The organism is Micromonospora sp. MGP-C2, from assembly GCF_057766525.1.
In genome coordinates, this window is sequence record NZ_JBYMEN010000002.1 from 753,558 (window position 1) to 776,507 (window position 22,950).

The 22,950-nt window shown below is 71.1% G+C and carries 21 protein-coding genes; 20 read left to right on the forward strand and 1 reads right to left on the reverse strand.

What is annotated here, in order from left to right; all coding sequences use genetic code 11:
- The first annotated feature begins 188 nt into the window (after positions 1 to 188).
- From AC3CF1_RS03140 to AC3CF1_RS03155, 4 genes are all read left to right on the forward strand, one after another.
- The gene (locus tag AC3CF1_RS03140) at positions 189 to 1,010 is read left to right on the forward strand and encodes an NAD-dependent epimerase/dehydratase family protein (RefSeq protein ID WP_488449480.1); all 822 of its coding nucleotides are present in this window, start codon (positions 189 to 191) and stop codon (positions 1,008 to 1,010) included.
- 596 nt (positions 1,011 to 1,606) lie between these two features.
- A complete protein-coding gene (locus AC3CF1_RS03145; protein ID WP_328374585.1) occupies positions 1,607 to 2,395 on the forward strand; it encodes a maleate cis-trans isomerase family protein in 789 nt (262 codons plus the stop codon).
- 2 nt (positions 2,396 to 2,397) lie between these two features.
- Entirely contained in the window at positions 2,398 to 3,597 is a 1,200-nt protein-coding gene (locus tag AC3CF1_RS03150) for an FAD-dependent oxidoreductase (protein WP_328374583.1), read from the forward strand.
- A 73-nt stretch (positions 3,598 to 3,670) separates the two neighbouring features.
- On the forward strand, positions 3,671 to 4,594 hold the full coding sequence (locus AC3CF1_RS03155; RefSeq protein ID WP_328374581.1) for an IclR family transcriptional regulator: 924 nt from the start codon (positions 3,671 to 3,673) through the stop codon (positions 4,592 to 4,594).
- Here AC3CF1_RS03155 and AC3CF1_RS03160 read toward each other — a convergent pair.
- The gene (locus tag AC3CF1_RS03160; protein WP_354981934.1) at positions 4,525 to 5,145 is read right to left on the reverse strand and encodes a cysteine hydrolase family protein; all 621 of its coding nucleotides are present in this window, start codon (positions 5,143 to 5,145) and stop codon (positions 4,525 to 4,527) included. The two genes, AC3CF1_RS03155 and AC3CF1_RS03160, sit on opposite strands and share 70 nt — an antisense overlap.
- 172 nt (positions 5,146 to 5,317) lie before the next feature.
- Between AC3CF1_RS03160 and AC3CF1_RS03165 the strand changes: the two genes are divergently transcribed.
- The 16 genes from AC3CF1_RS03165 to AC3CF1_RS03240 all read left to right on the forward strand — a co-directional run bounded on the left by AC3CF1_RS03165 (position 5,318) and on the right by AC3CF1_RS03240 (position 22,943).
- Positions 5,318 to 6,115: an ABC transporter ATP-binding protein gene (locus tag AC3CF1_RS03165; RefSeq protein ID WP_328374577.1), complete on the forward strand. Its 798-nt coding sequence runs from the start codon at positions 5,318 to 5,320 to the stop codon at positions 6,113 to 6,115.
- A 21-nt stretch (positions 6,116 to 6,136) separates the two neighbouring features.
- Positions 6,137 to 7,009 (forward strand): ABC transporter permease, encoded by an 873-nt coding sequence (locus tag AC3CF1_RS03170; RefSeq protein WP_328374575.1) that lies wholly within the window; start codon positions 6,137 to 6,139, stop codon positions 7,007 to 7,009.
- A 126-nt stretch (positions 7,010 to 7,135) separates the two neighbouring features.
- Positions 7,136 to 8,209 (forward strand): ABC transporter substrate-binding protein, encoded by a 1,074-nt coding sequence (locus AC3CF1_RS03175; RefSeq protein WP_355162731.1) that lies wholly within the window; start codon positions 7,136 to 7,138, stop codon positions 8,207 to 8,209.
- Positions 8,206 to 9,942, forward strand: a complete 1,737-nt coding sequence (locus tag AC3CF1_RS03180) for a thiamine pyrophosphate-dependent enzyme (protein ID WP_488449481.1) — start codon at positions 8,206 to 8,208, stop codon at positions 9,940 to 9,942. Before AC3CF1_RS03175 ends, AC3CF1_RS03180 begins: the two co-directional genes overlap by 4 nt.
- A complete protein-coding gene (locus AC3CF1_RS03185) occupies positions 9,935 to 11,359 on the forward strand; it encodes an aldehyde dehydrogenase family protein (protein ID WP_488449482.1) in 1,425 nt (474 codons plus the stop codon). Before AC3CF1_RS03180 ends, AC3CF1_RS03185 begins: the two co-directional genes overlap by 8 nt.
- A complete protein-coding gene (locus tag AC3CF1_RS03190; RefSeq protein WP_488449483.1) occupies positions 11,346 to 12,620 on the forward strand; it encodes an MFS transporter in 1,275 nt (424 codons plus the stop codon). Before AC3CF1_RS03185 ends, AC3CF1_RS03190 begins: the two co-directional genes overlap by 14 nt.
- Before the next feature lie 95 nt (positions 12,621 to 12,715).
- On the forward strand, positions 12,716 to 13,915 hold the full coding sequence (locus AC3CF1_RS03195) for a CaiB/BaiF CoA transferase family protein (RefSeq protein ID WP_328374566.1): 1,200 nt from the start codon (positions 12,716 to 12,718) through the stop codon (positions 13,913 to 13,915).
- 30 nt (positions 13,916 to 13,945) lie between these two features.
- Positions 13,946 to 14,800 carry a cyclase family protein gene (locus AC3CF1_RS03200; RefSeq protein WP_328374565.1) on the forward strand — a complete coding sequence of 285 codons (855 nt, stop codon included), beginning with the start codon at positions 13,946 to 13,948 and terminating at the stop codon, positions 14,798 to 14,800.
- The gene (locus AC3CF1_RS03205) at positions 14,793 to 16,223 is read left to right on the forward strand and encodes an MmgE/PrpD family protein (RefSeq protein WP_488449484.1); all 1,431 of its coding nucleotides are present in this window, start codon (positions 14,793 to 14,795) and stop codon (positions 16,221 to 16,223) included. The genes AC3CF1_RS03200 and AC3CF1_RS03205 overlap by 8 nt, the downstream gene beginning before the upstream one ends.
- Before the next feature lie 43 nt (positions 16,224 to 16,266).
- Positions 16,267 to 17,733, forward strand: coding sequence for a dihydroorotase (locus tag AC3CF1_RS03210; protein ID WP_328374563.1), 1,467 nt, complete (start codon positions 16,267 to 16,269; stop codon positions 17,731 to 17,733).
- A complete protein-coding gene (locus AC3CF1_RS03215; RefSeq protein ID WP_488449485.1) occupies positions 17,730 to 18,617 on the forward strand; it encodes an HpcH/HpaI aldolase/citrate lyase family protein in 888 nt (295 codons plus the stop codon). Before AC3CF1_RS03210 ends, AC3CF1_RS03215 begins: the two co-directional genes overlap by 4 nt.
- A gap of 137 nt (positions 18,618 to 18,754) precedes the next feature.
- Entirely contained in the window at positions 18,755 to 19,636 is an 882-nt protein-coding gene (locus tag AC3CF1_RS03220; RefSeq protein ID WP_488449486.1) for an FAD:protein FMN transferase, read from the forward strand.
- Positions 19,626 to 20,150, forward strand: coding sequence for a flavin reductase family protein (locus AC3CF1_RS03225; RefSeq protein ID WP_488449487.1), 525 nt, complete (start codon positions 19,626 to 19,628; stop codon positions 20,148 to 20,150). The genes AC3CF1_RS03220 and AC3CF1_RS03225 overlap by 11 nt, the downstream gene beginning before the upstream one ends.
- Entirely contained in the window at positions 20,147 to 20,992 is an 846-nt protein-coding gene (locus tag AC3CF1_RS03230; RefSeq protein ID WP_488449488.1) for an alpha/beta fold hydrolase, read from the forward strand. Before AC3CF1_RS03225 ends, AC3CF1_RS03230 begins: the two co-directional genes overlap by 4 nt.
- The gene (locus AC3CF1_RS03235; RefSeq protein ID WP_355161944.1) at positions 20,989 to 21,735 is read left to right on the forward strand and encodes an alpha/beta fold hydrolase; all 747 of its coding nucleotides are present in this window, start codon (positions 20,989 to 20,991) and stop codon (positions 21,733 to 21,735) included. The genes AC3CF1_RS03230 and AC3CF1_RS03235 overlap by 4 nt, the downstream gene beginning before the upstream one ends.
- Positions 21,732 to 22,943: an LLM class flavin-dependent oxidoreductase gene (locus AC3CF1_RS03240; RefSeq protein ID WP_488449489.1), complete on the forward strand. Its 1,212-nt coding sequence runs from the start codon at positions 21,732 to 21,734 to the stop codon at positions 22,941 to 22,943. Before AC3CF1_RS03235 ends, AC3CF1_RS03240 begins: the two co-directional genes overlap by 4 nt.
- Positions 22,944 to 22,950 lie beyond the last annotated feature (7 nt).

The following is a 22,950-nucleotide window of genomic DNA, read 5'->3' on the forward strand; positions in this document are numbered from 1 at the left end:
ACAACCGCGCGGCCCAGCGCGAGAATTCCCTGCGAGGGGCGCACGTGAGGTCGGCGACAGCGACGGCGCTTACCCTAAGAAGGTTCGCAGCTCAGGTGTGATGCGGGCAACGCCCCACCGTGATCGACGAAGTTCGATCATCATAATGCCTGCGAAGACCTGTCGGTAGGGCAGGAGAGACTGCCGACATGAGTCCACCCTTCGGGACCGTGGTCATCACGGGCGCCGCCGGCCGCATCGGCAGCGCACTCCGCCACGCCCTCCGCGACGAGACCCGCCACCTCGTCCTCATCGATCGCGACCCACTGACCGCGCAGTCGCCGGAGGAGCGGGTCATCCGCCTGGACCTCACCGACCTCGACGCCCTGATCTCGGCGTTCGAGGGCGCTGACGTGGTGATCCACCTCGCCGGGCTGCCGGACGAGGCCCCACTCGCCGACCTGCTGGACGCCAACGTGCTGGGCACGTTCCACGTCCTCGAGGCCGCCCGCCGGCAACAGGTCGACAGGGTCGTCCTCGCCAGCAGCAACCGGGTCACCGGCTTCCACCCCGTCGGAAAGACCGTCAACCCCGAAGATCCGGTCCGACCGGACGGCTTCTACGGGGTCAGCAAGGTGGCAATCGAGGCTCTCGCCCGCATGTACGCGGACAAGTTCGCCCTGTCCGTGGTGTGCCTGCGCATCGGCAGCTACGAGGACAGACCAGACGACGCCCGATATCTCGCCACCTGGCTCAGCCCACGCGACTGCCTCGGGTTTATCCGAGCGGCCATCACCGCACCCGAGATCTCCTTCGCCACCGCCTACGCCGTCTCCGCCAACACCCGCCGTTTCTGGGACCTCGACGCCGGCATCCAACTCGGCTACACGCCAGTCGACAACGCGGAAGACCACGCCCCCCACGTCGTCGGCGCCGACAACCCCATCGACTCCCGCGCGCCCCAGGGAGGCAGGTACGCCAGCGCCGAGACCACCCTCAGCCACATTCGAGGCGGGCAACCGAACCGCTGACGAGGAGTACAGAAGGGACCGCACCGGCCAGCAGGGGAGAGCCCGACAACGAACCTGGCAGTCGACCAGTCACCGGGCACAGCACCAGAGGTGGTGTGCCCGCCGATGTTCGGCATGACCCGCGCCGCCACGGCTGCCGCGTTCGGCCCAGCCCTCGCGGGCGCGGGCATGCGCGCGGGCGGGCGGTGGTGACGAGCTGCTGGTCATCCCAGGGGGAGCGCGCCACGCCGATCACGGGGACGTCGAGGCGGTCGCGTCTGGCCAGCTCGTACAGCCGCCGGAAAGAGCTTCTTCGAGACGAGGTCTCCCGTGACGCCGAACAGCACTATCGCGTCTGGGCGCACGCGCATGGTTCTTCCATCCGTTCCAGGGAAACCTGATCTTCCGAACGGAGAGCCTCGCAACCCCTCGTCGAATTCCCCGCGTGAGGACCGCGACAGGGCAGCGGCGACTCCCGACGCCCAGATTGTGGGCAGTTGCCCTGGTCAGGTGGGCGCGAGCCGCTGCCCGCGATGGGTTGACCGGCCCCACCGCAGCCCCTATCGTTCCAGTACGTAGAACGCCGTACGGCTCAGTCGAACGATTTGGCGGTAGTAGTGGTCGAGGCAGCTCTGGGCATCATTGTTCCACCGGCCAACCCGACGGTGGAGCCCGAACTCCGCCGCCTGCTGCCGGCGCGGGTCCGCTACCACGCCGCCCGCCTGCCGGTCGTGAACGGTTCACTCGCGCAGCGGTTGGACCGTTACGCCGACCTGTTGCCGGACACTGCGGCCACGCTGGACGGCCTGGGCCTGCGGGCCACCTACGTCGCCTGCACCGGCTGCTACTACCGGCCGGGGCGCGCCGACGCGCAGCGCATCGACGGTGCGGCCACCGAGCGGCTCGGCTCGCCGGTGTTCGGAGCGGCTACCGCCGTGCGGCAGGTGCTCGACCGCCTCGCGGTGCGGTCACTGACCCTGATCTCGCCGTACCCGGACTGGCTCACCGAACAGGCGGCGGCGTTCTGGCGGGCGACCGGCCGCCGGGTCGACACGCCCGTGCCGGTGCCCGGCACTGGCGCCATCTACGACCTCACCTCGACCACCGTGCGGGACACCGTGCGCCAGACCCTGGGGTCACTGGCCGACAGCTTCCCGCCCGGGCACGCGGTGCTGCTGACCGGGACGGGTGCGCCCAGCCTGGACGTCCTCGACGAGGTCCTGCCGCAGGCGCCCCTGCCGGTGCTGTCGTCGAACCTGGCCGGCGCCTGGCAACTGCTGGAGACCGCCGGCATCACCCACCTGGCGAGTGAGTCGCCCAGCCCGGCGCTGCGGCACCTGGCCGCCACCCTGGCCCAACCCCCCTTGACCGGAATCGTCGGCGGTATCGCCGGCGGGAAGGAGTGAACGTGGCACCACCCAGTCACGCCGTGCAAGCACCCGTCGTCGTCCTCGGCGGCGGCCCGGTGGGCATGGTGACGGCCCTCGCCCTGGCCCGCCGGGACATCCCGGTGATCGTGCTCGAACGCGGCCCCGACGAGGTGCAGTCGGAATGGCGCGGCTCGACCGTTCACCCGCCGACGACCGAACTGCTCGACGAGCTCGACCTGGCCGCCCCGCTGCTCAAGGACGCGGTCCGGGTGCACCGGCTGGACTACCGCGACCTGGAGCTGACCGAGTCCGCCTGCTTCTCCTACGAGGCGCTGGAGGGCGAGACCCGGTATCCGTTCCGGCTGCAGTACGAGCAGTACAAGCTGGTCCGGCTGCTGCGCCACGCGGTCGCGGAGGCGCCGAACGTGGAGATCCGGTTCGGGCACGAGGTGGTCGGCGTACGCCAGGACGACACGCACGTCGAGTTGGACGTCGCGGTGGGCGACACCCGGACGATGGTGGCCTCGCAGTGGGTGGTGGCGGCCGACGGCGCGCACAGCATCGCCCGCAAACTGCTCGACGTCCCGTTCCCCGGCTTCACGTACCCGTCGCTGAGCCTGGTGGTGGCCACGCCGTTCCGTTTCGAGGACGCGGTGCCCGATCTCGGCGCGGTCGGATACTGGTCCGGCCCGAAGGGCCGCTTCTCGCTGATCAGGACACCCGACATCTGGCGCGCGGCGCTGTCGACGGGGACCGGGGTCGACGAGGAGCCACCGACCGGCACCCACCCGGCGTTCCTGGCCGCCGTCGAGCTGCTGCTGGGCGGTCAGTCCGACGCCCGGGAGCTGCCGCTGAGCCAACACCAGCTGTATCGCAGCCACCAGCGACTCGCTGCCTCCTTCCGGATCGGCCGGGTGCTGCTGGCCGGCGACGCCGCCCACCTGAGCAGCACCACCGGGGGCATGGGTCTGAACTCGGGAATCCACGACGCGGTGGCGGTCGCCGCCGCGCTGGCCGAGTCCGACCAGGACGCGGCCACCAGCGAGTACGCGCAGCGTCGCCGGTCGATCGCCGAGCGCTTCGTTCAGCCGACCACGACGGAGAACCGCACCTCGGCGGACGGGGTCGAACTGGCCGGGCGTCGCGAGCGGCTGCTGCGCCTGCGGGCACTCGCCGAGAACCCCGAGGATGCCCAAAAGTACCTTCGGCGTGTCAGTATGCTCGGGATCCAGCACTAGGCGCCGGGCGCCCACCACAGCCAGATCGGTCGACCGCTGGCGTGCTCACACGCACCTTCGAGAGGTGATCTGAATGGGGATCAGCGTGCCGGTGACTGAGCCGGAGGACGGTCATCGCTACACGACGAGCGGTCTGGGTCGGGCGTTGGCCGTGATCGACCTGCTCGCCGAGCGCAGCCCGGAGATGATCGGGGTGTCCACTGTCGCGCGGGAGTTGAACCTGCCCAAGGCGGTGGCCCACCGGATCCTCAAGGAGTTGACGGCCAACCAGTTCGTCACCTTCGACGAGGGCACCCGGCGCTACCGGCTCGGGCCGGGCGCCCTCGCGGTCGGCCTGGCCGCCCTGCGCGCCATCGACGTGCAGGCGATCACCAATCGGCACATGCGGCGGTTGGTGGAGGCCACGGGGGAGACGGCGACGCTGTCGATGCGGCAGGGTTGGGTGCGGGTCTACACCGACCAGGTGTTGTCGCCGCACGAGATCCGGATGTCGGTCACGCTCGGCTCCCGACATTCGCTGGTCGCCGGGTCGTCGTCCAAGGCGATCCTGGCGGCGTTGCCGGATTCCGAGATCGCCGAATACCTCGCCAGCCACGAGCTGGTCTCGGTCACCGCGGCCACCATCACGTCGGTCGAGCAGCTCTGGGCCGACCTGCGGATGGTCCGTGAGCAGGGCTACGCGGTGAGCCGGGGTGAACGGCAGGCCGGCGCGGCGAGCGTGGCGGCAGCCATCCAGCTGGCCTCCGGCGAGGTCTACGGGTCGTTGTCGCTGTGCGGCCCACAGGACCGCTTCTCGTCGCAACTGCTGGCCGAGTACGGCGAACTGGTGGCCGACGCGGCCCGCCAGGTCAGCGCCGAGCTGGGCTACCAGCCGGCCCCGGCGGAGGCGGCCCCTGAGCCGGTGGAGCGCAAGCGCGCCACCCGGCGTCAGGCGACCCGCTCCGTCGCGGACCACGCCGCGACCAGTTCGGCCGAGGTCGTGGTCTCGCAGAAGTAGAAGCCCAGGTTGCGGATCGCCGCTTCGGCGAGGTCCGCGCGGGTCCAGCCGACCAGGTCGGTCGGCATCGTGGTGGTCAGGTCGGCCATGTACGCGTCGCGGATGGTGGAGTCCACACAGACGTTGGCGGCCGTCCCGACCACCACCACGTGGTCGCGTCCGTGCGCACGCAGCATGTTGTGCAGGGGCGTGCCGACGAACGCGCTGTAGCGCGTCTTCTCCAGGTGGCAGTCGCCCGCCTCGGGCCGCAGGCCGTCGGCCAGCTCGGCGCCCCAGGAGCCGGCGGCGCAGACGCTGAGCGGGCTGCGGCCCATCGCCTCGGCGCGTGCCCGCCGGGCCGGTGAAACGAGCTGCTCGTGGGCGGCCTGGCGCACCCAGATGACCAGGCAACCGGCGGTCCGAGCGTGGTCGAGGAAGCTCGGCAGCCGGCGGGCCAGGTCGGCGTTGACGCTGACATCTGCACCGAGGTTCGCCATAGCTCCGGTGGGGGCGCAGAAGTCGTTCTGCATGTCGATGACCAGCACCGCAGTGCGCTGCGCCAGGTGTTGCATGTCAGTTTCTCCGGAGTTGGGCGATTGGTAAGGAACTAGTGGTATGGAGTCGGGCCCTGAAGACCATTGACCTTGCCGCCGAACATAGCTTACGTTCCCTCCAACAGAACGGCGTACTGCACAAGCGAACAATCTCGCGTTAACTGCGGACCGGTCGGTGACAGGGGTAGCCATGAGTGCGATCAAAGTGGAGGGCGTCAGCAAGGTCTTCGCCGACGCCGGTGGGCAGTCGATGGTCGCGTTGAGCGATGTCTCGCTCGACATCGCCGACGGCGAGTTCGTCGTGCTGTTGGGCCCGTCCGGGTGTGGCAAGACGACGCTGCTGCGGATCATCGGCCAGTTGGAGAGCCCGACCGTGGGGCGGGTACGGCTCGACCACGGCGAGCAGCAGGAGAACGCCGACCGCCCATTGGGCTTCGTTTTCCAGGAGGCCACCCTGATGCCGTGGCGGTCGACGGGCGCCAACGTCGCCCTGCCGCTGGAGATGGCCGGCGTCGGCCGGCGGGAGCGCGCGGAGAAGGTCCGGGAGATGCTGTCCCTCGTCGGGCTTCCCGACGCGGAGAACAAGCTCCCGCACCAACTGTCGGGCGGCATGCGGCAGCGGGTCTCCATCGCCAGGGCGTTGGCACACGACCCGCAGGTGCTGCTCATGGACGAGCCGTTCGGCGCCCTGGACGCGCAGACCCGCGACATGATGAACGCGGAGTTGCAGCGCATCTGGCTGGAGAACCGCAAGACGGTCGTATTCGTGACGCACTCCGTCTCCGAGGCGGTGTTCCTGGCCGACCGCATCGTGATGCTGGGGACCAAGCCCGGGCACATCCACTCCATCACCGAGGTGACGCTGCCCCGGCCGCGCACCCTCGCGATGACCGAGTCCGCCGAGTTCCGCGCCCTCGCTACAGAGCTGCGTCGGCAGATCGGCGAGGTGCAGCAGGACAACGACAATCGACCCGCCGTCTCGGCCTGAGCAGCACTTGAGGTGTCGCACGTGACCACTACAGATCAGCGCCACCCGGCGCCGACGACGTCTTCCGGACAACAGCTCCGCCCCCCGCCGCCGACCCTGTCGCAGCGGCTGCGCAACAACCGCTGGTTGTCCTTCTACACCAGCCCCCTGCTTATCGCGTTGTTCCTGGTCGCCTGGAAGGTGTACGTCGAGGTCACGGACCTGTCCCGGTTCGTGCTGCCGGCACCGGAGGCGGTGTTCACGTCTTTCATCGAGCAGATAACCGACCCGTTCGTGTGGCAGACGCACATCTGGACGACCTTCTACGAGGTCATGATGGGCCTGGCGCTGGCCATCATTCTGGGTGTCGGGCTCGGCCTGATGATCGGCAAGTCGCCACTGTTCGACCGGATCGCCCGCCCGTTCATCGTCGCCACCCAGGTGGTGCCGAAGGTCGCGCTGGTGCCCCTGTTCATCCTCTGGCTGGGCTTCGGCCCGTCGTCGAAGGTGGTCATGGCGGCGCTGCTGGCCTTCTTCCCGCTGCTGATCAACACCTCGTTCGGCGTCCGCTCCGTGCCGGGCTCCATGCACGACCTGATGACAACCCTGAAGGCGTCGCGCTGGGAGCGGTTCTGGCGGGCCGACCTGCCGTACACGATGCCGTTCATCCTCGCCGGCATGGAGCTGGCTGTCGTCCAGGCGACCATCGGCGCGATCGTCGGTGAGTACCTCGGCGGTGACAAGGGCCTCGGCCGGTACGCCGTCAACCTGCAGAACGGTCTCCAGGTGGACAAACTGTTCGGCGCGATCCTGATCATGGCGTTGTTCGGCTTCACCCTCTACAGCGTCGTGACAGGTGCCCGCCGGCTGCTGATCCCCTGGCACGAGTCTGTGCAGCCCCGCCGCACCCCCTGACGGGCCGCGCTCCACACCCCCACCTCCGATCCATGGTCGGCGCCGCGACGCGGCGTGGGCAGGCCCCTCCTTGCCTCTATCCGTCGCACCTTCTTCCATTCCCCCCCTCGGCACCGGGAGATTCTCATGAAAAATGACCGTTCCATCAGCGCGCCGGTCTCGCGGCGCTCGTTCCTCCGGGCCAGCGCCACAGCAGGGCTCCTGCTGCCCAGTGCCGGCGGCATGACCCTGCTGCTCAGTGGCTGCGGCGGCGACGACAACAAGGTCAACGCCGACGGCAGCATCTCCGGCTCGTACATGACCGCCTCCGGCATGACGCTGAGCTTCGTGGAGACGATGGTCGCCAAGGAGCGCGGCTTCTTCTCCGAGTACGGCCTGAACCTGGACATCAAGGGTGGGCAGGGCACCGCCACGGCCATCCAGGCGGTGCTCGGCGGTTCGGCCGACCTGACCCGGGCCAACGGCATCAACGCGATCATCGCCGTGGCCAACGAGCAGGCGCCGTTCATCAGCATCGCCAGCGTGCGGCAGAAGTCGCAGTTCGAGGTGGTGTCCCTGCCGAACAAGCCGATCCGCAATCCGGCCGAGCTGGCCGGCCGTACCTGCGGCATCGTGTCCACCGGTGGCGCCACCGAGAACCTGCTCGACGTCATGCTGATCAATGCGGGGGTCAACCCCAAGTCGGTGAAGCGTCCGGTCACCGGTGTCGGCACCGCCGCGTACGAGCTGGCCCGCAAGGGCCAGGTGGACGCCTGGATCTGTGTCAACACCGACCGGGCCACCATCCAGAAGGATGTCGGCGAGGTCGTGTTCTTCAGCACCGACGACTTCGCGCCGATGCCATCGGACTCGTACAACACCAGTTCCAAGATGGTCGAGTCGGGCAGCGACATGCCGGTGAAGTTCCTCGCCGGTGTGCTCAAGGCCATCGACTACGCCAGCAAGGAAGAGAACTGGGACCAGGTCATCAACGACCTGCGCAAGTACAACCCGGAGGCCGACGCGGCCCAGGCCCGCGCCGAGTTGCCGCTGCTGGTGGAGAGCTGGCTGGCGGCCGGTCCCGACAAGGCCCTGGAGATGAACGACCAGACCTGGCTCACGGGTCAGGAGAGCCTGATCAAGGCCAAGCTGGTCAAGTCCGCTGCGCCGATCGACAAACTGGTCAACCGCACCTACCTCGAGCGCGCGAGGAACCTGTGACGGGCGGCCCGGCCGCCGCCAGCGCCGCCTCCGCGGTGCTGGCGGCGGCCGCGGCCAGCGGCGTGCGGCGGCTGTGGTTCAACAGCGGCTCCGAGCTGACCTCGTTCCAGGAGGCCAGCGCGCAGGCCCGGCATCGGGGCGAGCCGACCCCGGAGGTCATCACCTGCCCGCACGAGCACGTCGCGCTCACCGCGGCGATGGGCGAGACGATGGTCTCCGGCCAGCCCTCCATGACCGCGGCCCACGCCGACCTCGGCCTGCTGCACCACGGCGGTGCCATCCACAACGCCATGTGGGGCGACCACCCCATCATGATCATGTCGGGTTATCCGCCCACCCGGACGGAGTCGCGTAACTCGCCGGTGTTCTGGAAGCAGCAGCGCTGGGACCAGGGATCGATCGTGCGGCAGTACGTCAAGTGGGACTACAAGCTGTCCGCCCTCGACGACGCCGCCCTGGTCGTGGCGCGTGGCCTGCAGGTCGCGCTCGCACCCCGGCGTGGCCCCGTCTACCTGGCGATGCCCGAGGAGGTGGGCCGGTACCCGGTCGTGACCGGCGACCCGGTTCCCAGCGCCCAGCGGCTCGGCATTCCGACCCTCGGCGCGGGCGACCCCGGCGTGGTCAGCGAGGTGGCCCGCCGCCTCACGACCGCCCGGCGGCCGGTCATCGTCACCGACCGGGTCGGCGTCGACCCACGGGCCGTGGCGTTGCTGGCCGAACTGGCCGACACCCTCGGCGTGGAGGTGCGCGCCTCCCGCTACCGGGTGAACCTGCCCGACGACAACCCGTGGCACACGAGCGCGTCGCTGGACGAGTTCGACGTCGTCATCGTGCTGGACCACCCGGTGCCCTGGATGCCCGCGGTGGAACGACCACGCGACGACGCCTGGATCGGCTGGGCGGGACCCGACCCGATCGAGAGTCGCGTGCCGCTGTACGAACTGCGCGCCGACGCCCGTACCACCGCGGACCCGGCGGCGTTCCTCGCGGCGGTGCTGGCCGAGGTCGGCACGGCCGGCCCGGGCGACGCCGACGCCGTGCGCCGACGGCGGCAACGGCCCCCGTCCGCCGCGCCGGCGCGGGCCGGCGGCGGCGACGCAACGGTCTCCGGCGTACCCACGCCGGCGCTGATCGCCGCGGCGCTGGACCGGCACCTGCGCCCCGACGACCTGCTGACCTGGGAGGTGTTCGACACCGCGGCGGTCCGCCGGACGAAGCCGGGCACCCTCTTCGAGAAGGGTGGGTCCAGCCTCGGCTGGTCGGTGGCGGCGGCGACCGGCGCCAGCATGGCCGCCGGCGGCGCCCACGCGGTGGCGGTGACCGGGGACGGCTCGTACCTGTTCGGCTCGCCGGACTCCTGCCTGTGGTTGCAGCAGCAGCACGACGCCCCGGTGGTCACCGTGGTCGTCAACAACGGCGGGTACCGCACCGGCACGACCACGCTGGCCGCGCACTACCCGGATGGCCTGGCCGTCACCGAACCCACGGTGATCGGCGGGCACCTCACCCCGTCGCCGGACTTCGCCGCGCACGCACGCTCACAGGGCTGCTACGGCGAGCGGGTGGTCCGGGCAGCCGACCTGACCGCGGCCCTGGACCGGGCCCGCACGGCGGTGGCGCGGGACCGCGTCCCGGCCGTGCTGGACGTCTGGGTGCCCGAGCACCTCACCGGGTCGATGGACCCGGGACGCCGGGCGCGCTCGGCTCACGACGAAGGGAACACCGATGGCTGATGTCTTTTCGCCTATCGACGGCCAGGTCCTGACCCGCGTCGCGTCGGCCTCGCCGGCCGACGTGGACGCCGCCGTCCGGGCGGCACGCGCCGCCCAACCGGCGTGGGCCCGCCGTACCGGCAGCGACCGTGGCCGGATCCTGCACGCGGTCGCGGATCTCATCGAGGCCCGGCTCGACGAGCTGGCCGAGACCGAGACCCGCAACACCGGCAAGATCCTCAGCGACACCCGGCGGGAGGTCCTCCGGGCGGCCGGCAGCTTCCGCTACTACGCGGGCTGGGCCGAGCAGGTCCGTGGCGAGACCATCCCGGTCGGACCGGAGTACCACACCTACACGGTGCCCGAGCCGCACGGCGTCGTCGCCGGCGTCATCCCGTGGAACGTGCCGTTCTTCTTCGCGGCCAAGAAGATCGCCCCGGCGCTCGCCTTCGGCAACGCCTGCGTGCTCAAACCGGCCGAGGAGACGCCGTTGACCGCCCTGCGGTTGGGCGAGCTGCTGGCCGAGGCGGGTGTGCCGGAGGGTCTGGTGCGGGTGCTGCCCGGTGGTCGGGAGACCGGCGTGGCGCTGGTGTCGCACCCGGACGTCGACCTGATCGTGTTCACCGGCCACCACGACACCGGTAAGGCCATCGCGCGTTCGGCGGCGGCCAACCTCACCCCGGTGGCGTTGGAGCTGGGCGGCAAGTCGCCGCAGATCCTCTTCCCCGACGCCGACCTGGATCGGGCGGTCGACGCCGTGGTCCTGGGCGTCTTCGCCTCCTGCGGGCAGATGTGCATCGCCGGTTCGCGGCTGGTCCTGCACGAGTCCATCTACGACGAGGTCCTCGACCGGGTGGCCGAGCGGGTGCGGGCGCTGCGGGTGGGCGACCCGTTCGACACGCAGACGGACCTGGGTCCGCAGATCACCGCCGCGCAGCGGGACAAGACGGTGGCGTTCATCGCCGAGTCCACCGGCGCCGGACGGCTGGTGGCACAGGCCGCCCTGCCCGACGACGAGCGGCTGCGCGACGGTTTCTACGTACCCCCGACGGTGTTCGACCGGTTGGACGACGATGCCCGCCTGCTGCGTGAGGAGGTCTTCGGGCCGGTCCTGGCGGTGTCGTCGTTCCGCGACGACGCCGAGGCCCTGCGGCTGGCCAACGACACCGAGTTCGGCCTGGCGGCGGGCGTCTGGACCGCCGACATCGCCCGGGCGCACCGGTTCGCCGGGCAGGTACGGGCGGGCACAGTGTGGATCAACACCTACCGGGTGCTGTCCGACCTGGTGCCGTTCGGCGGTGTCGGCCTGTCCGGGTACGGCCGTGAGAACGGCACCGAGGCGGCCCGGCTCTACCTGCGCCCGAAGTCGGTGTGGACCTCGCTGACCAGCGGCACCCCCCAGGGGTACGGAATGGGAGGCGCGGGTGCGGCAGGCTGACCGCCCGGCCGACGCACCGGCCGACGCGCCAGCCGACGAGAGAGGCCGCGGCGGTCTCGCGTTGCTGCGGGACCGCCGCTTCGGCCCGTACTTCTTCGGGTCGCTGGCGTCGAACACCGGCACGTGGTTCCAGAACGTCGCGGCGATCCTGACCATCTACGCGCTGACCCGCTCGGCGTTCATGGTGGGTCTGGTGACAGCCCTGCAGTTCGCCATGCAGTTGGTCCTCGCCCCGGTGATCGGGGCGTTGGCCGACCGCGCCGACCGGCGGCTGCTGATCATCGTGGGGCAGACGCTGGGTGGGTCCGCCGCCGCGGTGCTCGCGCTGCTGGCGTTCCTGGACGCGTTGAACCCGTGGCTGCTGCTGACGTTCATCGGGCTGTCCGGGGTGGGTCAGGCGATCACCGGCCCGGCCGCGCAGGCGCTGGTGCCCAACATCGTCGGACGCGCCGACGTGCCCCAGGCGATCGCCCTGCACTCGCTGACGTTCAACCTGTCGCGGGCCATCGGTCCGGTGGCCGGCGCGGCCACGTACGCGGTGGCCGGCGCCGGTACGGCGTTCGCCGTCAACGCCGCCAGTTTCCTGGTGTTCGCGCTGGCGCTGACCGGTGTCCGGCTGCCCCGCTCCGACGGCGCCGGAGGGCGCGGCCGGTTGGGCGTGTTCGGCGGGGTCGCCTATGTGCGGCACCGACCCGAGTTGGTGCGGTGCCTGGTCGCCGTGGCCCTGATCGGGTTGGCGATGGAGCCGATCAACACGTTGTCCCCGCTGTTCGCGGAGAGCTTCGGCGGCGGCGACATGCTGGTGGGTGTCTTCATCACCTTCTTCGGTGTCGGCTCGGCGTTGATCGCCATCTGGGTCGGCCGGCTGCGGCGCACGGTGGGCAGCGGCCGGACGGGCGCGGTCGGCGTGGCCGCGCTGGGCGTCGGGATGGTGATGCTGGCGGTCAGCCCGGGACCGGTGCTGGCCACCGTGGGCATCGCCGTCGGCGGGGCCGGCTACCTGCTGGCCGTGAGCGACGTCAACGCCACCATGCAGGAGGGGCTGTCCGACGCGGTACGCGGCCGGGTGATGGCGCTGTGGTCGATGTGCTTCCTCGGTATCCGGCCGGGCGCGGCGATGCTGCACGGCTGGCTGGGGGACACGTTCTCGGCGCGTACCGGCGCGTTCGTCGCGGCGGCGTCCGCGGTGGCCGCCGCGGTGGTCCTGCGGGGTCGGCTGACCCGGCGGCGTCCGGCCACCGGGCCTGTCCAGCAGGGATGACAGTCGATGCCGTTGACCCCGAGCCTCATCACAATCTATTCTGCTGAGCGAAACGTCGTTCGCTTGAAGCGAACGAGCCGAGTTGGGGAGGCCCAGTGCACGACGGACCGCTGACCGGACTCCGTGTCATCGACGCCTCGACGATCCTGGCCGGCCCGCTGTGCTGCCAGATCCTCGGCGACTTCGGAGCCGACGTCATCAAGGTCGAACACCCCGTCGCCGGTGACAGCATGCGCGGACACGGCCACGCCAAGGACGGCGTACCGCTGTGGTGGAAGGAGATCTCCCGCAACAAGCGCACACTCGGCCTCAAGCTGTCCGCGCCCGAGGGCGCCGACCTGCTGCTTCGCCTGGCCGCCACCGCCGACGTGCTGGTGGAGAACTTCCGCCCCGGCACGCTGGAACGGTGGGGGATCGGCCCGGAGCAACTCCACGAGGTCAACCCCGGCCTGGTCATCGTGCGTATCTCCGGCTTCGGCCAGCAGGGCCCGTACGCCAAGCGGCCCGGCTTCGGCACCCTCGCCGAGGCGATGAGCGGCTTCGCCCACCTGACCGGCGACGAGAACGGGCCGCCGACGCTGCCGGCGTTCGGCCTGGCCGACAGCATCTGCGGCATCGCCGCGTCCTCGGCCACGATGGTGGCGCTGTTCGCCCGCGACCGCAACGGCGGCAAGGGCCAGGTCGTCGACATGAGCCTGCTGGAGCCGATCATGATGGCGGTCGGCCCCGGCCCCACCGTGTACGACCAGCTCGGCGTGGTCGAGCACCGGCACGGCAACCGGTCCACGAACAACTCTCCGCGCAACACCTACCGCACCAAAGACGGCGACTGGGTGGCCGTGTCCACCAGCGCCCAGTCCATTGCCGAGCGGGTGCTGCGCCTCGTCGGTCACCCCGAGGTCATCGACGAGCCGTGGTTCGCCTCCGGGCGGCAGCGGGCCGCGCACGCCGACCTGCTCGACGAGTACGTGGGCGGATGGATCGCCGAGCGCACCCGCGACGAGGTCATGCGCGCCTTCGAAGAGGCCGGCGCCGCCGTCGCGGCCGTCTACACCGCCCGCGACATCGTCGCCGACGAACACGTCCAGGCCGCCGAGATGGTCGTCAAGGTGCCCGACCCCGACCTCGGCGAGGTCCTCATGCACAACGTGCTGTGGCGTATGTCCGACACGCCGGGCCGCATCCGTTTCACCGGTCGGCCCCTCGGCGCCGACACCGACCAGCTCCTCGTCAACGAACTCGGCTGCACCCCCGACACCGTCGCGGAGCTGCGCTCGCGGGAGATCGTGGCCTGACGGCCGTCACCACCGAAGCTAAGGATTGCCGTGACCACAACGAACATCACCACCGACACCGGCACGGCCGCGCTCCTGGCCGCCGTCGACGCCGGAGTCCGGACGTACGACCTGGGTCGTCGCCTGAGCATCGGCATGCCGCAGTCGCCCAACCATCCGCCGTTCTGGCATGCCCTGCCCCGCCGGCACGGTGACTCGGTGCGCTCCGACGGCGGCTCCGCCGCCAACGACATCATCACCATGGGCACCCACGTCGGCACCCACATCGACGCCTTCTCCCACGTCTCGCAGGACGGGCGGCTGTTCGACGGCTCCGACGCCTCCGACGCCGGACGCGGCGGCCGGTACGCCGAACTGGGCGCGCACACCATCGCCCCGATGGTCCGCCGGGGCGTGCTGCTCGACGTCCCGGCCGCCCTGGGCCAGCCCGACGGCTGCGACCCCGGATACGAGATCACCCCGGCGGACCTGTCGGCCGCCGCCGACCGGCAGGGCACCCCGATCCGGCCGGGCGACGTGGTGCTGGTCCGCAGCGGCTGGGGCCGGCTGTTCGACCACGAGGACCGCACCCGCTACATCGGGCTCACCACCGGCGTACCCGGCGTCAGCGAGGCCGGCGCCACCTGGCTCGCCGACCAGGGCATCCACGCCGCCGGGGCGGACACCATCGCCTTCGAGTGCCTGCGACCGGGCGCCGGGCACAGCGTCCTGCCCGCGCACCGCGTGCTGCTGGTCGAACGCGGCGTCTACATCATCGAGACGATGGCGCTGGAGGAACTGGCCGCCGACGGCGTCCACGAGTTCCTGTTCGTCCTGTCGCCCCTGGCCATCTTCGGCGCCACCGGCTCGCCGGTCCGCCCCCTGGCGGTGATCGCCAATGGCTGAGCAGACCCTCGCCCGGCAACTGGCCGCCTTCGCCGCCCGCACCGGCGACGAACCCCTGCCCGAGCGGCTCGCCACCAGCGTGCGCCAACGGGTCCTCGACATCCTCGGGCTGTGCGTGGCCGCGCACCGGCTGCCCACCAGCCGCGCCGCCCTGGACTACGTCGCCGACCAGGGCGGTCGCGCCCAGGCCCACGTCGTCGGGCTGCCCGACGCGGTGCCCGCGGCGCAGGCCGCGTTCGGCAACGGCGTCCTGGCGCACTCACTGGACTACGACGACACCCACCTGCCCTCGGTGCTGCACCCCAGCGCCGCCGTGGTCCCGGCGGCCCTGGCCGCCGCCCAGGCCGCCGGCGCAGACGGCGTAGCGCTCACCAACGCGGTAGCGGTCGGCATCGAGACGACCGTACGGCTGGGCATGGCCGGCTTCGACCCGGTGCTGAACAACTCGGTGTTCTTCGAACACGGTCAGCACGCCACCTCCATCTGCGGCGCGATGGGCGGCGCCGTGGCCGCCGGCATGCTGCTGGGCCTCGACGAGGACGGGTTGCTGGACGTGCTCGGGGTGACCGCCTCCATGGCCTCCGGGGTCATCGAGGCCAACCGGACCGGCGGCACGGTCAAGCGGCTGCACTGCGGCTGGGCCGCGCACAGCGCCGTCACCGCCGCCGACCTGGTCCGGCGCGGCTTCACCGGGCCACCCACCGTGCTGGAGGGCCGGTTCGGCTTCTTCACCGCCTTCCTGCGCGGCGAGGCCGACCATGCCCAGGTAACCGACGGGCTCGGCGAGCGGTGGGCGGTGCCGGACATCTTCTTCAAGCCGTACCCCGCCAACCACTTCACCCACGCCGCCATCGACGCCGGCCTGGCGCTGCGCGCCCGGGGCGTGCCCGTGGACAGGATCACGCACATCGAACTGCGCGTACCCGCCGCGGTGATCCGCACCATCGGGGAGCCGATCGCCACCAAACGCGCCCCGGACACCGGCTACCAGGCGCAGTTCAGCGGACCGTACGCGGTCGTCGCCGGCCTGCTCGGCGGCGGCGGACTGGGCCTCGGGCTGGGCGACTTCACCGACGAGCTGGCCCGCGACCCGCAGCGCCGCGCCCTGATGGCACGCGTGGACGTGGTCCCCGACGACGAGTGCAACGCGATCTTCCCGCACCAGTTCCCGGCCGTCGTGGCGGTACGCACCGACGACGGCCAGACCTGGCGCGAGGAGGTGCTGACCAACCGCGGTGGGCCGCAGCGGCCACTGTCCGACGCGGAACTGGCGTTGAAGTTCCGGGACAACGTCGCCGGGCGCGTCGACCCGGACACCGCCGACCAGGTGGTCGCCGCGGTGCTCGGCCTCGCCGACGTCACCGACGTCAGCGACCTGCTGCGCCCCCTGACCCGACTACAGGCCGGCACCGGCGCCGACTGACGCCGTCACCGACTCGCTGTCCGCCAAACCCCAGGAGCACACCGTGGAACCTTTCGACCTCGTAGTGAAGAACGTCAGAGTGGTGCGGCACGACCAGGCCGAGCCGGCGGCGCTGGACATCGGCGTCCGCGACGGCCGCGTGGCCCACCTCGCGCCGTCGATCGACCCCACCGGCGCGAAGGCCGTCGTCGACGGTGGCGGCAAGCTCGCCTTCCCCGGCGTCGTCGACGCCCACCAGCACTGGGGCATCTACCACCCCCTTGCCGAGGACACCGCGACGGAGAGCCGCGCCTGCGCGCAGGGCGGCGTCACCTCCGCCATCAACTACATCCGCACCGGGCAGTACTACCTCAACCGCGGCGGACCGTACCGCGAGTTCTTCCCAGAGGTGCGCAGCGCCACCGACCAGAAGTCCTACGTCGACTTCGCGTTCCACGTCGCGCCGATGACCGCCGAGCACATCGACGAGATCCCCGAGCTGATCCGCGACCACGGCATCACCTCGTTCAAGGTCTTCATGTTCTACGGTGGCCACGGCCTGCACGGCCGCTCCACCGACCAGAGTTCCTTCCTCATGATCCCGCCGGACGCCCGCTACGACTACGCGCACTTCGAGTTCGTCATGCGCGGCGTGCAGGCCGCCCGCGAGCAGTTCCCCGACCTGGCCGACGAGATCTCGCTGTCGCTGCACTGCGAGACGGCCGAGATCATGCGGGCGTACACCCGCCTGGTCGAGGAGGACGGCAGCCTCACCGGGCTGGCCGCCTACAGCGCCTCCCGGCCGCCGCACTCCGAGGGCCTCGCGATCAGCATCGCCTCCTACCTCGCCCACGAGACCGGCCTGCCCACCATCAACCTGCTGCACCTGACGTCGGAGAAGGCCGTCGACGCGGCGCTGCGCATGGCCAAGGCGTTCCCGCACGTCGACTTCCGCCGCGAGGTGACCATCGGCCACCTGCTGGCCGACATTGACACCGCGTACGGCCTCGGCGGCAAGGTCAATCCGCCGCTGCGTCCCCGCGAGGACGTGGAGGCGCTCTGGGGCCACCTGCTCGACGGTCACCTCGACTGGGTCGTCAGCGACCACGCGTGTTGCCGCGCCGAGACCAAGTTCGGCGAGCCGGCCGACGACATCTTCGTCGCCAAGTCCGGCTTCGGCGGCGCCGAGTACCTGCTGCCCGGCCTGGTCAGCGAAGGCTCCAAGCGCGGCCTGTCGTACTCCCGGGTCGCCGAGCTGACCTCGTGGGCGCCGGCCCGCCGCTTCGGTCTGGCCACCAAGGGCGCCATCGCCGAGGGCCTGGACGCCGACTTCTGCCTGGTTGACGAGAAGCACACCTGGACGGTACGGGCCGACGAGTCGCTGTCGACGCAGGAGTACACGCCGTTCGAGGGCATGGAGTTGACCGCCCGCGTCACCGACACGTTCCTGCGCGGCGAGCAGATCCTGCGTGGCGGCGCCGTGGTCGGGCAGCCACGCGGCCGGTACCTGGCCCGTCCCACCCGCCCGTGACCGCCGTCGGACGACCTCGGCCGACCGCCCGCAGCTACCTGTACGTGCCGGGGGACCAGCCGGACAAGGTGGCGCGTGCGGCGGCCCGGGGCGCCGACGCCTGCATCCTCGACCTTGAGGACGCGGTGGCGCCGTCCAACAAGACCACCGCCCGCGGCACTGTCGGCGTGTCCCTCGCCGACGGTGCCGCGGGGGTGCCCGCCGCCCCGCAATGGTGGGTACGCATCAACGCGGACACGCCGGCCGCCGACATCGCCACGGTGGTCGGCCCGCACCTGACCGGCGTGGTCGTGCCGAAAGCCGACGTCGACCTGCTGGCCGAGGTGCACCGGCTGCTCGGCGACGCCGAACGCGACCGTGGCCTTCCGGTCGGGGAGATCGCGGTGTTCGCGCTGCTGGAGACGGCCAGCGGCGTGTTGCGCGCCGAGGCCGTGGCCGCCGCCCCCCGGGTCGAGCGCCTCGGCCTGGGCGAGGCGGACCTCGCGGCGGAACTGCGCCTGCAACCCGGCCCGGACCGGGAGGAGTTGTGGCCGTACCGCTCGCGCGTCGTCCTGGCCTGCGCGGCGGTCGGCCTCGCCGCGCCGGTCGGCCCGACCGAGACGGCCCTGCGCGACCCGGAACGGCTCGAGGCCACCAGCCGGCTGCTGCTGCGTCAGGGATTCCGTGGCCGCACGGCGATCCATCCCGCGCAGGTGCCCGTCGTCAACCGGGTGTTCTCGCCGACGGCGGCCGAGATCGACGCGGCCCGCGACGTCGTCGACCGGCTGGCCGACGCCGAACGCAACGGCTCCGGGGTGGCGGTCGCCGCCGACGGGCGGATGATCGACGCCGCGGTCGCCCGCAGCGCGCGGGAGGTGCTGGACCGCGACGCGGCAGGCCGATAGGCCGGCAGTCGTCGACCGCGTCTTCCCGGCCGGCCTCTGTGGTGGAGGGGCTGGCCGGGAACCACCCGGACTGACCCTTGCCCTCTAAACATCATCATGTTTAGCATGTTAAAACTGGTGGTGGAGGGAGAACCCGCATGACCGTCGCGCACCACCCGCTCTCCGTGCAGCGCTACACCTGCCCGGTGTTCACCTGCGAAGTGACCCTGGCCAGCCACGGACCACCCGCGACGCCCTTCACCGAGGTGCAGCGGCGGCTACAGGCACTGGACCGGCGCTACTCCCGCTTCCGCCCCGACAGCGAACTGTCCCAACTGAACGCCGCCGCCGGCCGATGGCACCCCATCTCCGCCGACCTGCACGCCATGCTCCGACACGCCCTGGCCGTCGCCGTCGCCAGCGCCAACCTCGTCAACGCGGCGATGCTGCCCCGGCTACTGGCCGCCGGCTACGTACGCTCCTGGGCCACCGGCACCCCACACACCGCACCACCCACGACACCCACGCCCGTGCCACCACTGGCAGAGCTGCTGGAACTACGCGCCCACACCGCCCGCCTGGCACCCGGATACGGCGTGGACGTCGGCGCACTGGCCAAGGGCAGATGGGCCGACGACGTCGTGACCTGGCTCGGCCCCAACGCGGCAGCCAGCATCGGGGGAGACGTCACCTGCCGCGGCCCCGGCCCCAACGGCGACGGCTGGCCCGTCAACCTGCCCAACGGCAACGTGCTGCTGGTCCGCGACGGCGGCGTCGCCACCAGCGGCACCGGCAAACGCCGCTGGGGCACCGACGGCCACCATCTCATCGACCCGCGCACCGGCCAACCCTGCGCCTCCGACATCACCCAGAGCACCGTCCTGGCCCGCACCGGCGCCTGCGCCGACTGGGTCGCCTCAGCGACGGTGATCGGCGGCAGCCCCGCAGCCGCGCACCTCAACGCCCGCGCCGACGTGCACCGCCTGTGGCTGATCCGAACGACCAACCCACCGACAGGGGAGCGGCGCCATGAACCCTGACCTCACCACCCGAGACCGCCTCGTCGAAACCCCCCGGTTCCGCGCCGCGTTCCGCCAGGTGCCCGCACCGGTGGCGATCCTGCTCGTGCCCGGTGGCGCCGCCGGCGTCACCGGTCTCACCTGTACCTCCGCCACCTCCCTGTCCGGCGAACCACCGATGGTGATGGTCGCCGTCGACACCAAGACCGGCCTCGCGCCGCTGGCCGAACAAGCCGGCCGATTCAGCGTCAACTACCTCGCCGCCGACCGCACCGCCTGGGCCCGAGCCTTCGCCACCCGCGGCCGGGACCTCGAGGACCTCGCCGCCGCCGTGGTCCCCGGCCGCACACCGGTACCCACCCTCGCCACCGGCACCACCGCCGTCCTCGAATGCCGCACCACCACCATCCACCAGGGCGGCGACCACTGGATCCTCTGCGGCGAGGTGCTGCACGCCCGATCCCAGACCGACGCCCAACCCCTGCTCTACCTCAACGGCCGCTACGGCACCTTCCACTCCGAGGCAGGACAATGACCCAACCACGGACCCACACCATCGACGCCGGCGGCTTCACCACCCGCTACTGGGAATGCGCACCACCCGGACAACCCGAGGGCACCGTCGTCCTCGTCCACGACGGCGCATTCGGCGGCGACGCCATTGGCAGCTGGGCCAGCGTCATGCCCCTCCTCGCCAAGCACTACCGGGTCCTCGCACCCGACATGCTCGGCTACGGCGACACCGACAAGGTCGTCTACCTGGACCGCTCGCCGTACTCCTTCCGCGCCGACCACCTCGCCGCGTTCTGCGCCGCCCTCGACGTCGACGCCGCCCACTTCGCCGGCCAGTCCTTCGGCGGATCCCTCCTGCTGCGCGCCCTCGCCACACCCGCACCCACCCTGCCAGCCCTCTCCGCCGTGAGCATCTGCGGCACCGGCGGCCCCTGGCGCTCCACCAAGGGCACCACCGAACTCGGACAGTTCGACGGCACCGAACAGGACGTACGCCGCCTCGTCTCCCTCATGACCGACGACTACGCCGGCTTCGACGACACCGTCGGCGTCCGCTACGCCAACACCCGCAAACCCGGCCACGTCCAGGCGTGCCTGGCCCCCCGCCTGCGCCACCCCACACTGCCCAAACCCAGCCCCGACGACTGGCCAACCCCCCTGCGCGACACTCCCGTGCCGATCCTGGTCGTCGAGGCCACCCGCGACGACCTCCTCGCACCCGACTGGGGCCGACACCTCGAAAACCTGTCCCCACAGGTACACGTGCACCGCATGGACGCCCGACACGCACCGAACCTCGACCAACCCGAAGCCCTCGCCACCCTCCTGCGAACCTTCTTCACCCGGGGGAGAAGCACCCCATGAGCACCCTGCTGTTCCTGCACGACGCGGACGTCCTCCCCGGACCGGTCGGCGCCCTCACCCTCCTCGCCGACGACCTCGACGTTGACGTACCCCGACACCCCGGCTTCGGCACACCAATGGACGACACCGCACAGGAGTGGGACAGCGTCGCCGACCTCGCCCAGCACTACCTGTCCGGCCCCGTCACCGACCTGACCAACAGCCCACTCCACCTCGCCGGCGCCGGCTTCGGCGGCTGGATCGCCCTGGAGATGGCGGTACGCGCACCCCACCTGTTCGCCTCACTCACCCTCGTCTCCCCGTACGGGGTGAAACTGTCCGGGCCGACCGAACCCGACTTCGCCGACATCCTCCTGCTCGACCCCACCGAGATCGTCGAACTCGGCTGGGCCGACCCCACCGCCTGCCACGACCTGCGCATGCCCGGCTTCCCGACCGGCCTCACCGACACCGAGTACGAACAGACCTTCGCCGACCGAGCCGCCCTGTCCCGGTACGCCTGGAAACCCTTCCTGCACGACCCCCGACTACACCGATGGCTGCACCTGGCCACCATGCCCACCCTCGTGATCGCCGGCACCCACGACCGGCTGGTACCCCCACGACACAGCGCCGCCCTGGCCGACCTCCTGCCCTCGGCGCGCTTCGTCGAACTGCCACACGCCGGGCACTACCCGTACCTGGAACGCCCCGACGAATTCCACCGGCTGCTCCGGTCCTTCCTGATCGGAGAGGCCTCGTGAAGCTCTACCACTTCACCGAAATGCCCTACCCGTTCGTCACACCCGAGGCCGAAGAGGCCAACCGCGGCCTCAAATACTTCATGCCCAACCGCTACTACGACCCCGTCCTCGGCCACGAGCTCTACCAGCGCTACCTCGACGAATACGAACTCGCCGACGAACTCGGCTTCGACCTGATGGTCAACGAGCACCACCAGTCCGCCTCCACCCTTCAGGTCTCGGCCACCCTCAGCGCCGCCTCCGTCCTGCACCGCACCCGACGCGGCCGGGTCCTGGTGCTCGGCACCCCACTGCCGCACCGCGAAAGCCCCATCCGCGTCGCCGAGGAGATCGCCTACCTGGACTCCGTCAGCGGCGGCCGCATCGACTGCGGCTTCGTCCGCGGCGTCCAGGGCGAAACATTCCCCTCCAACCAGAACCCCGTGCACAACCTCGACATGTTCATCGAAGCCCACGACCTGATCAAAAAGGCGTGGACCAGCGGCGACGTCTTCTCCTGGGAGGGCCGCCACTACCACTACCGGTACGTCAGCGTCTGGCCCCGCCCATACCAACAGCCACACCCACGGATCTGGATCAGCGGCACCTCGACCCGACTCGTCGAATGGACCGCCCAACACGGCTACACCCTGTGCAACCTGCTCGGCACCTACGACGACACCGCGACCTCGTTCCGGCTCTACCGCCGAACGGCCGTCGCCGCAGGCCTTCCCGAACCCGGCCCGGACCGGTTCGCCTACATGGCCCTGTGCCACGTCGCCCCGACCGAGGAGAAAGCCCGCGAGGTCGGCCGCAAACTCATGTACTACCTCAAGCCCGGAAACCTGCGCCTCGGCGCCGCCAGCCCACCCGGCTACTTCCCACCGGCAGCCGCCGTCGCCGCGCTCCAGGGCCGCCTCGGCGCCGTACGCCGAATGAGCTACGAGGACCTCATCGACGCCGGCATCCTGCTCATCGGCACCCCCGACCAGGTCACCGCGCAGATTCACCGCCTCTACGAGCAGACCGGCGCCGGACACCTCATCCTGATGAACCACGCCGGCGACATGACCAGCAATGAGGTACGCGACCACCTCACCCTGTTCGCCAGGGAAGTCATGCCCGCCGTCACCGCCCTCGGCACCGACTGGCGCGACCAGGACACCACCTGGCGCGTCGACCAGGACCGCACACCCGTACAGGCGGTGCTCTCCAGCGCACTGTCCTGACCGGACG

Excerpts from the sequence above, each read along its gene's own strand:
- AC3CF1_RS03160 (WP_354981934.1), bottom strand. The coding sequence starts at position 5,145 with ATGCAACACCTGGCGCAGCGCACTGCGGTGCTGGTCATCGACATGCAG.
- AC3CF1_RS03235 (WP_355161944.1), top strand. The coding sequence starts at position 20,989 with ATGAGCACCCTGCTGTTCCTGCACGACGCGGACGTCCTCCCCGGACCG.
- AC3CF1_RS03230 (WP_488449488.1), top strand. The coding sequence starts at position 20,147 with ATGACCCAACCACGGACCCACACCATCGACGCCGGCGGCTTCACCACC.
- AC3CF1_RS03155 (WP_328374581.1), top strand. The coding sequence starts at position 3,671 with ATGGGGATCAGCGTGCCGGTGACTGAGCCGGAGGACGGTCATCGCTAC.
- AC3CF1_RS03165 (WP_328374577.1), top strand. The coding sequence starts at position 5,318 with ATGAGTGCGATCAAAGTGGAGGGCGTCAGCAAGGTCTTCGCCGACGCC.
- AC3CF1_RS03175 (WP_355162731.1), top strand. The coding sequence starts at position 7,136 with ATGAAAAATGACCGTTCCATCAGCGCGCCGGTCTCGCGGCGCTCGTTC.
- AC3CF1_RS03220 (WP_488449486.1), top strand. The coding sequence starts at position 18,755 with ATGACCGTCGCGCACCACCCGCTCTCCGTGCAGCGCTACACCTGCCCG.
- AC3CF1_RS03205 (WP_488449484.1), top strand. The coding sequence starts at position 14,793 with ATGGCTGAGCAGACCCTCGCCCGGCAACTGGCCGCCTTCGCCGCCCGC.
- AC3CF1_RS03185 (WP_488449482.1), top strand. The coding sequence starts at position 9,935 with ATGGCTGATGTCTTTTCGCCTATCGACGGCCAGGTCCTGACCCGCGTC.
- AC3CF1_RS03140 (WP_488449480.1), top strand. The coding sequence starts at position 189 with ATGAGTCCACCCTTCGGGACCGTGGTCATCACGGGCGCCGCCGGCCGC.
- AC3CF1_RS03225 (WP_488449487.1), top strand. The coding sequence starts at position 19,626 with ATGAACCCTGACCTCACCACCCGAGACCGCCTCGTCGAAACCCCCCGG.